General features: G+C 39.2%; 8 protein-coding genes. All 8 read right to left on the reverse strand.

Annotated features, from left to right (window positions below; genetic code table 11):
- Nucleotides 1–9: 9 nt before the first annotated feature.
- The 8 genes from ACFSTH_RS13460 to ACFSTH_RS13495 all read right to left on the reverse strand — a co-directional run bounded on the left by ACFSTH_RS13460 (nt 10) and on the right by ACFSTH_RS13495 (nt 13,397).
- A complete protein-coding gene (locus tag ACFSTH_RS13460) occupies nt 10–5,697 on the reverse strand; it encodes an Athe_2463 domain-containing protein (protein ID WP_377769380.1) in 5,688 nt (1,895 codons plus the stop codon).
- 13 nt (nt 5,698–5,710) lie between these two features.
- A complete protein-coding gene (locus ACFSTH_RS13465; RefSeq protein ID WP_377769381.1) occupies nt 5,711–6,973 on the reverse strand; it encodes an S-layer homology domain-containing protein in 1,263 nt (420 codons plus the stop codon).
- Between the two features lie 13 nt (nt 6,974–6,986).
- The gene (locus ACFSTH_RS13470) at nt 6,987–7,973 is read right to left on the reverse strand and encodes an S-layer homology domain-containing protein (RefSeq protein WP_377769391.1); all 987 of its coding nucleotides are present in this window, start codon (nt 7,971–7,973) and stop codon (nt 6,987–6,989) included.
- A gap of 257 nt (nt 7,974–8,230) precedes the next feature.
- The gene (gene serC, locus ACFSTH_RS13475; protein WP_377769382.1) at nt 8,231–9,313 is read right to left on the reverse strand and encodes a 3-phosphoserine/phosphohydroxythreonine transaminase; all 1,083 of its coding nucleotides are present in this window, start codon (nt 9,311–9,313) and stop codon (nt 8,231–8,233) included.
- 45 nt (nt 9,314–9,358) lie between these two features.
- Nucleotides 9,359–10,603: a serine hydroxymethyltransferase gene (locus ACFSTH_RS13480; protein ID WP_377769383.1), complete on the reverse strand. Its 1,245-nt coding sequence runs from the start codon at nt 10,601–10,603 to the stop codon at nt 9,359–9,361.
- On the reverse strand, nt 10,600–11,805 hold the full coding sequence (locus ACFSTH_RS13485) for an acetylornithine transaminase (protein ID WP_377769384.1): 1,206 nt from the start codon (nt 11,803–11,805) through the stop codon (nt 10,600–10,602). The genes ACFSTH_RS13480 and ACFSTH_RS13485 overlap by 4 nt, the downstream gene beginning before the upstream one ends.
- A gap of 37 nt (nt 11,806–11,842) precedes the next feature.
- Nucleotides 11,843–12,724 carry a pyridoxal 5'-phosphate synthase lyase subunit PdxS gene (gene pdxS, locus ACFSTH_RS13490; RefSeq protein ID WP_377769385.1) on the reverse strand — a complete coding sequence of 294 codons (882 nt, stop codon included), beginning with the start codon at nt 12,722–12,724 and terminating at the stop codon, nt 11,843–11,845.
- Nucleotides 12,725–12,998: 274 nt separating this feature from the next.
- A complete protein-coding gene (locus tag ACFSTH_RS13495) occupies nt 12,999–13,397 on the reverse strand; it encodes a GNAT family N-acetyltransferase (RefSeq protein WP_377769386.1) in 399 nt (132 codons plus the stop codon).
- Nucleotides 13,398–13,734 lie beyond the last annotated feature (337 nt).

Below are 13,734 nucleotides of genomic sequence, written 5' to 3' on the forward strand. Positions count from 1 at the left end.
TTGTTTTCACTATTTCAATCGGTGCACACCTGCAATCGAAGCAGCTTCACCCATTATAAAAATAGTAACCGTAGTCGATTTGATTGTTCCATTATTATAATAAGCAGTAAAAGTTACCGGCACCGCTCCATCTGCCCATTTGGCAAACGACTCCTCCCATAGCTCGAACGCCCAACTATTTTTATTTACCGGAAGTAATGTCACTTTTTTCGGTATTCTTTCACTTTCAACCTCCACTCGCGATGCTACAGTGGCTGTTGTTGTATCTGTTGTTAGCGCTTGCAATAACAGTTTTTCTCCTGCCCAAAAAGTAGCGTATGTACGAGGACTATCTTTGTGACCACTTGTTTTCAAATTATACTGTATCCGATGATTATTCCATTTTTCTGTATGATGTACGAACCCACTAACTGTAAGTGGTAATACTGCTATTGGCTTACTAATACTTACTGGTGGCGCTTTTTCATCACTGACCATTAATTTCATCGTCCATTTACCAACTTCGGTCATTTTTACTCGTGGTGCAGTAGTTGGATATGGGGCATCAAACGTATAGTCATACGTTGTTTTCCTACCCGTCGGACTCGTCAGTTCATACTTCACTGTCAGTTTGTCTTTATCTGCGTCATTCACATCCGATTTAAACTGTACCATGTCCCCTTCATACACAGGCTGTGGCTCCCATGTAAATGCTGCGGTTGGCGGTCGATTGTTTACCACTTCTACGATTTGTCTCACCGTTTCGGTATTACCATTAGGGGTAGTCGATTGCCATTCGATTGTATACTTGCCGTTTGGCATTGAACCAATTTTATGTGTATAGATCCAATCTTTTGCACCGTAACCTGTACTACTCTTCGTTGTCGATGTCATGTTAAATATTTTTTGATAGCTTGTTCCTTTAAACAAGGTAACTGTTGTTGCATTTGCTCGATAGGCTGCATCAGGATACTTGGTCGTCGATGCTACAAATTCATACGTATCGTTCACTACGAGCGATGTTACTTTTTTCGTACCACTCTCCCCCTGCTCACCTTTCGCATCAATCTGACCTTTTAAGTTGATCGGCGTTACTACTTTTACTGTATAATTTTGACTTGCCTTTGATCCAGCAACTGAACCAATGCCTTGAATCGTAAACGTGTATGTGCCATCTGGTGTTGTGTTGGGAATCGTTAATACTTCATTTTGCCAGTTAATATCGTTATTTATTTTCTTGCCTGTATAGTAAGGAACTGTTTTGTTAATATGACTTCCCATCGTTAATGCCAATGATATAGAATACGGATACCTTGTCCACATATCAAATGCCGTTAGCTGCTCACTGGCTGGTACGCTATTTACTGAAAAGCCACTGTACGATGATTTAAGGTTACTTTTCATCTGTACCGGTATCGCATTTGGCAAAATATATTCTCGTCTAACCGGATCAGACCATTCATCCTCTATATCTTGCACCCGATAATCCAACGTATAAGTACCAGGCGGCAAGCGATCGGGAATCTTAGTAAATACTTCGCCTGTTCCTTTATTCGTGAAGCGTAGCGTACGATCTTGAATGCCACGATCCGTTTTTGCTCGAGTAATGTTATGGTCTAAATCATAACTCGTATCGATCCAAATTGTTTTGTACATATTCGCATCGGTCAAGTAATCAAAGTCCAAAATAACATCAGCAATCGGTCTACGGTGTACCATCACTTCTACCGCTGCTTCGTTCGACTCGTAATTAAAATTGGCTAGTTTCGGATCGGTTGATGGTTGATCTTTTACTTTTCGATAGAACGTATATTTTCCTGTTTTAGTAAGGGCTATTTCCGATTGATATGGATGCCAGTTCTGTATATCCTTTACTGCAATAAGCGACTGCTTATTGAATGTCATAAACCCTGTACTATTGTCATAATAATCGGGGTCTTGCACTATTTGCAGCTGGTCAAACTCCGTTGGCAATGCATCATCTTCATAATCAAAATATGCTGTATAGGTTTTCGCTGTCTGTCCAACCAATAATAGTGTTTTCGGTACGGCTGGGTTGTTTTTGGCGATATGAGCAATGAGTTCAGCCATTACATCTTCTATCGCTCCCTCGTTTACTATAAAACCATTGTGTGTCATTTGTTTTTGTATCGTATCCTTGCCTACTAATAGAAGTGTTGCATCGTGCTTGTCCAACACCATCTTTAAATCATTTAACTCCGAAATCGTTTGGTCGGTCATATAAACAACGACTTTGTTTTTAACAGCTTTCATAAAACTAGCATCATAGGGCTGGCGTACATCTTTGTAGATTGTACCTTTGTAGTAACCAGTGTAATCATCATACTGCACCATTTTTGGAACCCATTCATCTCTTATGCGGTATACTGTTCCAGAATAATATGCCGTCCAGCTCGCCGAACAACTACCATTAGGAGAACCAGTGTTTGGACATTTTCCTGAAGTCGATTCCCCTGTACGGCTAAGTGAACCTGAGTAACCATCACTACTGTAAGACATGGAAGAAGGACAATTACTCCATGAACTACTGCTTTGATATTTTCCTTTACTATCGTAATAAGTCGTTACACTACTCGAACAACTATCCGTTGCTGTTTTACTATCTGTCACTTTTACATAGTTACCTTCGTCTCTTGAGTATGGAGAGTTGCTTGTGCTTGTTCGTTCCAATACTCCAGAATACCCATCGGGTGAAGTATAGGTGGTTGTGCTGGATGGATAGCTTGAACCTGTATTTCGATACGTGCTAGCTTCTTGGCTATAGGTGTATGTTTTCATATCCCAAATGCCGATGTTCGCCATCATATTAGCACGTGTGAAATCATTCGTCAGCGTTACTCGATTACCCCGTATATAGTCGATAGAATCTTGTTTTAAGTTTTTATCTAACATGAAGTAAACATCCATTTCGGGCATCTCTACAGGTGTGTCAAAATACATATGGCTAAATGGTGCATAGTTATCTACCGTAAAGAATGCTTCATAATGATGCGTTTTGTTGTCTTTGTCTGTAATAAATTCTTCTAAACGTTCTTGCTTTGTCCCTTCTTTGGCATCAACGACTATTTTGTATTGTCCTAATTGGTCAAAGACAGGTAAATTGTCTACATCCCCATCCGATTCAAACATTTTTTTAGTAAAACTACCATCCTGTTTGCTATCGTAAAAGACTTGTAGTTTTTTAGTGTCAATAAAATCGCCATCCGTACTCTGTACATCATAGAATAGCGGTAATTCATCTAGTCTGCTGGTTTGTTCACTATACGTATGAGCAATAATGGCTGGTCGATGGTCAGGTAATATTTCGTAATCCACAAGGTATGGATCAGACACCCTTGTTATACTTTTACCGTTGCCATATCGAATGACTCGCTTAGCTGCTATGCTCATTTGATAGTTGCCGGTCTCTTTATAGATAAACATTTTTTCAGCCTTATTATTTTCTCCGTATCCTTCTCTAATTTTAAGGTTTGGATCATCAAGCTTTACGTAACTAAACGATGTAATTTCTAGAGGATCACGTTCTTCTGCCCACTGGTCATTACTTTCTTTCGAACGGTCAAAAGCTTGCATTGTCCGATTTTGCTTATATAGCCCTTCTAATTTTAAAGATACTCTTGGTTTGGATTCATGAATGACGACATATTGTGTAATGTGTGATTCTGTACCATCTGGTGCATTAAAGTAAGCAGATACTTTACGTAAACCAAGCTTATCTTCTCCAAAAATGTACTCTCCTTTGAAAAAGGCATTGGCATCTATGGGTACATCATCTACCGTCACACGTTTGGTGAAATCACTATAGTTAGCTGTAACATTGCCGCATTGATCGGTTGGAATCATATTAGGCGCACCTTCTGTTGTTGGGAAAGGTACAACATCATACCAATGCAGCTCCCAATCGACATTAGGTGTAATGTACTGTGGTATGTCTGGTAACATGTCACAAGACCAAGCAGGTGTATTCGGCATGAGCATAACCGTAACTTCTTTCGTTTCAGTAGAACGATTATTCGTTGTTTTATCTTTATCTATAATCGTTTGACTAATGCTAAACGTACGTATTAACGCTTGATCTCGCATCGTTTCTGCTGGCAGCTGGTCATACATAAATTGTTGTAAAAATCGATTTACTGCTTCTTGATCTAAATAACCCTTGTTTGGTTTTTTCACTTCGGGAATAGCAGGATCAAATGTCTTCGTTGCTTTTTTGCTTTTATCGTGTGTATTCGTAATGACAAACTCATAGTAGTCTGCATCTTCCCCATAGGAGTAATCGATATAATCTAACATATCTGCTGTCAGTTCTGAACGTTGTTCCAAACGATGTTCAGGCAATACATGAAAATCACTTTTCATACTACTATGTGGATTCGGCTGAAACTTTAAGTTTAACTGACAAGTTTCTCTCGCATACGATGGATCAATGTCACTATGATTGGCATAGTAAACAGAGACGGCTGCGTTAGAAGTTAATGTCCACACATCCTTATTCGTTCGATCCAACTTTTCCGTATCAACTTTTATCGAAAATACGTGACTAGCTTTATTTTTTGTGATGATTACCCCATCTGCCTTTTTAGAGGAAAGACGAGATTCTATTTTCTTACTAGTTGGATTGGTTAAATCTAGTTTCCAATAATCAATATCTTTACGTGTATAAAATTCTGTTTCTCTGTCTCGCTTATTAATATAGCTTTCATCTTTCAATATACCAGTCACTTGCACTTCTACTTCCACAAATTGCGACTTTCCAAGTGCAATGGGCTTCTTACTTACAGGTACAATTTCACAAGCAGCTATCGTTGGTTTCTTTTCGTTTGGTGTTTGCTGTAACAATGGAAACGATTGATAGAACAACGCTTTTTTCGTTGGATGCCAGTGGTACATCATCCCAATGCCCGGCTCCCATACGGTCGGCTCTTGTCCAATGTTCATGAAATTACGAACGTCAGTGTAATCTTTATTTTCACTTGATAGAATACGATCACGATCGGCATAAGATATTCTTGGTGCATCTGCAAAACGAAAACCAATGGAACGATCGATGTTCGTTTTAATCTTATCTAGTTCAGGATCATTATGTTCCCTATCTCTGTATACTCCACCTGGTGATCCAGGCTTATACTTATAGCTTCCAGGCAAGCTTTTCCATGGCTGATAAATCCACCGTTTATCCACTGGTTGCAATGTATAATCGTTACTGTCTCGAATGAAATGGTCATTCGGATACAGTGTGCCACTAACATCATATCCTAAGAAACGATACTCTCCAAATTCTTTTTTACTACCAGATGATTTGCTAAAATGTCCTTTGTTAGGAAAGACATTTGCATCGGCATCTTGCATGCCTTTTTTAAAACTTTGAATATTTCCATCTACTTTACTGACATCTCCATATACAATTAAATGACGTTGACCAATAACATCTTGTGAATGGTCACTTATCTTCCATGTTTGATAGTAATATTCGGAATTAAACTTAAATCCATTATCGCTACATGGTCTTACATGAGTAGGTATATCCCCATCTACTGAAGGATTATAACCACACTTATTATTAAAACCATTAATGGTCGTTGGTGCTTTTACTTGCGCTGCTAATACGAACTCTTGCAAAGGCTCTATTGGAAATAACGTGAGCAATAGAGCCATGAGAGAAGTGAGTACGACTAATTTCCTTCGTTTCTTGGTCAATGTTTCCTGCCCCCTAGTAATTATATTTCAATAGAATATCTTCGCCACTTTGCATTACCATCGAATATTTGCGATTATTAAATGTAAAGTACTTTTCTTTTGATAAATCTTTTTCATAAGACTTCATTAGTTTATTTAGTTCTTTCCCTTTTCCTTTACCAGCAAATACTTCTACTACAGCATCAAACAAGGCTTGGCTATTGGGCATTTTTCTCGTTTTAGGATAACGCATCCTAATTTCTCTCGCATCACTAGAACTCACTGTCACACCAAATTCGGTTTGTGGTCGAATTTCGTATCTACCTATCTTAGTTAAATAGATCCAACTATCAGCATCATCTTTATTTTTGAAAATGGACAATGAAAACTGAGCAACATCTACATATCCCTTTGTTACATGTTTTTCAGCTAATTCCAATATATTATTATAAGTGTCATATTTAAATTTATCTGGAAACAAGATTATTTTTCCATTTAGTTCCATGTAATATTGTCCTTTTAAGTTCGGCTTGTATGGTGTGCGTAACTCAGGATTGCGTAAACGTAGTACCATTGTTAATGCTTCAGCTCGTGTAACATAGCGATTAGGATAGAAATAACCATTTGGATAGCCTGCCATAATGCCTGTTATCAGCATCGTAGGATGGTAAACAGCTACATATCCACTACCTGTAACAAAATCTTTCAATCCACTGTTTTTCCTTACAAACTCGTGATAGTTGTTTTCTACTCCACCTTCAAACTTGCTATACCATTCTCCAAGTAAAAAACTCGCTTCTTCTCTCTTCAAATTCTTCTCAAATCGCTTATATTCTTTTGGGAACACACCATCAAACTCTAACAAGTACGGCATTTCATATAACATATCGATATATGGTTTTGCCCAATAGCCTTTCTTTGCTGTTTGGAAGTCGAAGTTGTTTTTACGAACTGCCGCTCGTATCTCCCCTAGAAAGCCAGGTTGATATTCCGCCAATTGGTCGTACCATGCCATATCAAAAGTCGTTCTACCATCTTCTGTCATGGAGAAGGCACGTAGCATCATTACTACGAATTGATCAGCTTGCACTACATCATCTGGACGAAATGAGCCATCAGGAAAACCGTCTACTAACCCTTTTTCATACGCTTGCAATATATTGTTTTTTGCCCAATGTGTACTTATGTCGTTGAATGGTACGCTTGCACTATTTTCATTCGCACTTGCTTTCGGCATTATTGGAAGTACCAAAAACATTAACAATGCAGCCATCATAGATAGGATTACTTTTTTCATAAAAAATCCCCCTTTAATTGGTTAAAAATAATACCAGTCGCCTTAATACCGTTACTGCTTCTGCTCTTGTTACTGGCTGTTCAGGTTTAAATGTCTCGTCAGCATAACCGTTAAAAATACTGAATTGGCTAACTGTAGCTATCGCTTGTTTGTAGTCTGTATCGAGTTTAGCTACATCTTTGAACGTTGCTGTTTTAATTTTGCTATCGTTGGTCATGGTAATGACGTTAGACAAAATGAGTGCAACATCTTTTCTTTTTAATTCCTTATTGAAATGATTTGTTGCTATATTAAACTGTAAATCTTCAAATGCACCGATATAAGGTTCTGACCAATGTTTTCCCTTTTTTATAGAAAAGTTATACTCTCCGCTATCTAGCTGTTCTTTCTTCGCTTGGTCAATCACATTCCAACGCAAACGTCTTGACCAATTACGCTCTCCTGTATCTGTTTGATCGGTCAAAGCTAAAACGAGCATTTTAATAAATTCTTCCCCTGTCACTCTTTCATCAGGCGCAAACATCGTTTTGGACTTACCGTTAACAATACCCTTCTTTACAAATTCTTCGATAACACTCTTCCCCCAGTGATTCGTAATATCTGCAAACAGTGGTACATCTGCATGTATGGCATAATAAGCTTGTTTTGGTGCTTGAATTTTAAATGTATACGTTCCTTTTTGCGCTGGCTGTATCATATAATAGCTCTCCCATTTTCCATTGTTTTTTTGTGACTTTTCATTTTGAATCACTTTACCACTAGGAAGCATTACTGATGATGTAAAAGCTCCATCCATTCCGACGATGGTAAAAATGACACTGGCTTCTTTTTCTGCCATATAGGATGTTCTTACAATTACTTCGTTTCGATCCGCTTGCTTCCTATTCGATGCTGCTCCTACATTTTCTATTACAACTATCGAAAACAACATGGCACACAGAACTATTAACAGTATATTTTTTGACAAATGTACCTCTCCTTCTCCGTTAATATTTGGCATCACAAAGCACTAGCTCCTTATATAATTAGGTCTGATGAACCTCGTCCTTTCGACTTATATGCACATCATTTTTATTCTATAAGTACTATCACATCTCCTTTTTATTTCCAATGAAAACAAAAATAAGCACACTTACTCCGAATGGAATAGGTGTGCTTCACTTATCACTACAGGTTTATTTAATTAATTCAAAGATTAAGCTAATTTTTCCAATATGTCAAGCCAGTTGTCAGTAACTGCTCTATTATAATGCGCGGCTAAGCATTTCGCCTTTGAAAATCAACGAGAAATTCTGCTAATGCTTTACAATGTTCGTACGGTACGGCGTTGTAGATGGAAGCGCGCAAATGTCCTGCGGCACGATGCCCTTTTAGACCAATAAATCCTGCTTGCTCCAGCTCAAGAAGTAACTTTTTTTCTTTTTCCGAGCTTTCTGTACCAAACGTTATATTCATAATAGATCTGCTGTCTTTGTGAGCAAGACCTTTATAAAATCCATCACTACTATCGATCACTTCGTAAAGTATGTCCGCCTTCTGCTGATTGCGTGCAGCCATTCCTTCGAGACCGCCATGCTGCTCTATCCATTTTAAAACTAGATTCATCATATACACCGAAAAAACAGGAGGTGTGTTAAACAATGATTGGTTGGCAGCTTGCACAGCGTAGTTAAGCATATCAGGCGTTGATTCAGGAATACTGTCTAGCAAAGAGCGATGAACGATGACAATGGTAACTCCAGCAGGACCTAAGTTTTTCTGAGCACCTGCGTAAATTAATGAAAATTGGGAGGCATCAAAAGGACGACTCATAATATCACTGGACATATCGGCCACCAAAGGAATATCGCCAACTTTAGGATACGTTTTATATTGGATACCGCCAATTGTTTCATTGGAGGCAAAGTGAATATATACTAATTCTTCTGGAATATTCTGTACTTGCAAGTTGGGCAATTGTTGAAACTGCTTATCTTTTCCACTAGCTAAAACAACTGCTTCTCCAATTTTCTGTGCCTCTTTCCATGCCTTTTCCGACCATGCTCCACTGTTTATATATCCCGCTGTTTTTCCTTTAGTCAAAAAATTGATCGGTAACATCGAAAACTGCGCGCTTGCGCCTCCTTGTAAAAACAAAACTTCATATTCTGAAGATAAAGCCAGCATCTGTTTGATGCGCTGTTGCGCTTCCTGATGAATAGTTTCATAGTGTTTACTACGATGAGATATTTCCAATATTGATGCGCCAATTCCTTGAAAATTCAAAAACTCTGCTTGCGCTTCCTGCAAAACTTCCGGAGGTAATGCACTCGGTCCCGCATTAAAGTTATAGGTGTACATCGCTACGTCTCACTCCTAATGTGTTTCAGTTTATAAAGTTAGTAACTATTGGAGACCTTCATACAATGGAAACGCAGATGTGATTTCTTGTACTCGCCCTACAATATGATCTTTTATATTCGTATTTTTCGGATTTTTAAAAGCAAGACTAATTAATTCCGCAATTTCTTTCATTTCCTTCGTTCCCAATCCTCTAGTCGTCATTGCAGGTGTACCAAAACGAATACCACTTGTTACTAAAGGGCTTGCGGTATCATGCGGTATCGAGTTTTTGTTAGCCGTAATTCCTAACTCATCGAGTAATGCTTGAGCATCCTTACCTGTCAGTCCAATCGAGCGCAAATCTAGTAGAACAATATGGTTATCTGTTCCTCCTGATACGACCGTTAATCCTTCACTAATTAATCCCTCTGCCAATGCTTTCGCATTTTCAAGTACTTTTTCCATGTACGTTACAAAGTCTGGCTGCAATGCCTCGCCTAACGCAACCGCTTTTCCAGCAATGACATGCATTAGCGGTCCTCCTTGCGTACCAGGAAACATCGCTTTATCAATAGCTTTTGCCCATGGTTCGCGGCACAAAATCATGCCGCCTCTTGGTCCACGCAACGTTTTGTGTGTTGTCGTCGTAACAATATGAGCGTGAGGCACTGGATTAGCATGCAAACCAGCCGCTACAAATCCTGCAATATGAGCCATATCTACAAAAAATAGAGCACCAACTTCATTTGCAATTTGAGCGAATATTTCAAAATCGATTTGCCTTGGATAGGCGCTTGCCCCAGCAACAATCATACGTGGACGATTTTTATGAGCAAGTTTTCGCACTTGATCATAATCAATACGCCCAGTCCGCTCGTCAACTCCATAGGGAATAAAATTGTACATTTCTCCTGAAAAATTTGCTAAACTCCCGTGTGTTAGATGACCGCCATGAGATAAATTCATCCCTAAAATGGTGTCACCTGGTTTAACTGTAGCAAAATAAACTGCCATATTCGCTTGTGCGCCAGAGTGTGGCTGTACGTTAGCATGTTCCGCTCCAAATAATAGTTTGGCACGTTGAATGGCAAGCTCTTCAACTTGATCGACAAATTCGCATCCACCATAAAATCTTTTTCCCGGGTATCCTTCTGCATATTTATTCGTCAATACTGTACCTGTAGCTTCCAAAACAGCGCGACTTACAAAATTTTCTGACGCTATCAGTTCAATTTTATCCTGCTGACGAGCAAGCTCTTGTTGAATTGCTTTCGCCACTGGCGGGTCTTGTTTTTCTAAATATTTCATATTACTTCCCCTCTCTGCTCCCTCAACACTTTACAAAGTATGCGAATCGCTAGATCGATTTCATCATGAGTTACATACAAACTTGGCATAAATCGAATCACATGTGTCCCGCCCGGCAAAACAAGCAAGCCACTTTGATGCAGCTTTTGAATAATCGGATTAACTACTTCCGTAAGTTCTATACCAATAAGTAAACCTAGCCCTCGAACATCACAAACGATTGGATTAGCTTTTAAAACTTTTTTCAGCTCGTCCAGTGCATATGCTCCTGCTTTGGTTGCTCGTTCAAACAAGTCGTCTTCTATTAATGTTTCTATAGTTGCCAGCCCCGCTGCTGTAGGTAGTGGTGAACCTCCAAATGTTGAAGCGTGACTACCGATGGAAAAGGCATCTCTCAGCTTTTCTTTGCCCATCATTGCGCCAATTGGTAACCCGCTAGCCAGCCCTTTTGCCAAAGTAATAATATCCGGCTCAATGCCGTAATGTTCATAGGCGAACATCTTTCCTGTTCTACCTATACCCGTCTGCACCTCATCTATAATAAGCAAGATACCATGTTGTTCGCATAGATTAGACAGCTCTGATACAAAGGCTTGATCAGCTAAATGAACGCCACTTTCTCCTTGCACTAGCTCTAACATAATTGCAGCGGTTTTGTCTGTTATTTTGGATTGGACACTTTGGATGTCATTAAATACGGCATGAACAAAACCTTCCGGCAAAGGCAAGTATCCCTCCTTTACTTTTTGCTGCCCTGTCGCCGTTAATGTTGCCAGCGTTCGACCATGAAAAGACTGCTCAAACGTAATTATTTCGTATCGTTTATTTCCTAGTACTCGCTGATGATATCTCCGAGCGCATTTAATTGCTGCCTCATTAGCCTCAGCTCCACTGTTACAAAAGAAAACCAAATCGGTACAACTAATAGATGCTAATTTTTCAGCGAGTGCTTCCTGTGTAGGTAAATGAAACAAATTTGATACATGCCATAATTGATCCAATTGTTCCTGAATGCGCAATTTAACCTTTTGTGGGACATGACCCAAATTACAAACGGCAAGACCGGTCATAAAATCGAGATAACTATTTCCTTTATCGTCCCAAAGTGACGACTGCTCTCCCTTTACCAATGTAATGGGGAACTTGTTGTAGGTCGGAAACAAATAACTTTTTTTCAATAGAATCTCCCCCTTCTTATACATTGACCAACCTATCTAAAATACATGATGGTAGGTTGAATTACTGACCACGTTCTTGCATCCGTTCATGATCACGCAAACTAGATATTTCAATCCCCTTCATTGGCGTTCCTAAATTTTTAGAAACTGCAGCAATTAGCGCATAATCTTCGTAATGTGTTGTTGCTTCAACGATGGCGCGAGCAAATTTCTCCGGGTTATCAGACTTAAAAATTCCCGATCCAACAAAGACACCATCAGCACCAAGATGCATCATTAAAGCTGCGTCCGATGGCGTTGCGACACCTCCTGCGGCAAAATTAACAACCGGTAACTTGCCAAATTCATGGACATGCTGTAATAATTCGTAAGAGACTCCCAATAGCTTTGCTTCGTTAAATAATTCATCAGTGGAAAGACCTTTCACCTTACGTATTTGACCATTAACAAGGCGAAGGTGTCTGACCGCTTCGACAATATTTCCGGTGCCCGGCTCACCCTTCGTACGCAACATTGCTGCTCCTTCTCCAATTCGACGCAAAGCTTCACCAAGATCTTTCGCACCGCAAACAAACGGCACCGTAAATTCATCTTTACTAATATGATAGATTTCATCTGCGGGAGTTAATACTTCGCTTTCATCGATATAATCTACCCCTAATGATTCAAGCACTTTAGCTTCGACGTAATGTCCGATGCGAGCTTTCGCCATGACAGGTATGGATACAACCTTCATCACTTCTTCAACAATAGTTGGATCTGCCATGCGGGCTACTCCACCAGCTGCACGAATATCTGATGGTACCCGTTCAAGTGCCATAACCGCAGTTGCTCCAGCCGCTTCCGCAATTTTTGCTTGTTCCGCATTCATCACATCCATAATGACTCCGCCTTTTTGCATTTCAGCCATTCCTCTTTTAACCCACTCTGTCCCTGTATTCATTACTATTCCTCCTCTATTCAACAACTGAACAGTATTATTCAGTTAATTAGTTCATTTTACAAAGCAATCATTTAAGCTATAAAACATTGCACAAATGAAGAGTTCTATGCTAGTTTAGCAGCAATTGGATGGTTGTTATATATCCATAGTAATCAAATAGAGCAATCCAATAATAAAATGGAACGTACAGCATATGTTCTGTAATACAAAAGCTCCACATCATTTGTACTCCCTCATAGGAATAACAATTGATATGGAGCTTCATTATTATCCATTATCGCTTACGTTGGATGATAAAACTATTTTCAATTTTGTCAAATCCTACTTTGGGGTAGTATGTCATCGCATTGGGTGCAGCTAGTAAAATTAGTGATACCTCATCCCCAATCTCCTCTTGTACCTTATAAATGAGCGACTTTCCTATTCCCAATTTTTGAAAATCTTTGTCAACAGCAAGATCGGACAGATAGCAGCAATAGCTCCAATCCGTTATTGCTCGCGCCACCCCTATCATTCGATTCCCCGTCCAAGCAGTCAAAAGGATATCTGCATGATCCAACATGGCTTGAATTCGCTCTGGTTGATCAATTGGTCGCACAATCCCACTGTTTCTAAACACTTGTATGACATCCACAACACTTATGTCTTTACTAGCTTTATATATCACATTCATAACCTCTGTCCCTCCAAACAATAAAGATACCTATAGAAAAAGATTTCTGTAAAGTATAGCAGTTTACGAGTAGTTAAAAACGTTCCAAATCAGCACTTATCACCAATCCAAATGTATTTATTAAATACCTCAGTTGTCTACAATTTTGATTGTGACAAACAAAGTAGGATGGATATGCTGTTCTATTAAGCCATTTAAAGGCGTATCCCTTTCGCTCAGCATTCCTGTAGAGCGTTAAATTTGGACTTTGTAAATAAGGAAGCATCCCTGTAGGATAGAGATAGGCCGGACGAAGGCACTATTCTATCTTAGGAGATGCTCTACTATGAAGTTTAAA

This window comes from Paenibacillus yanchengensis (genome assembly GCF_042684845.1).
Lineage (GTDB): Bacteria > Bacillota > Bacilli > Paenibacillales > Paenibacillaceae > Pristimantibacillus > Pristimantibacillus yanchengensis.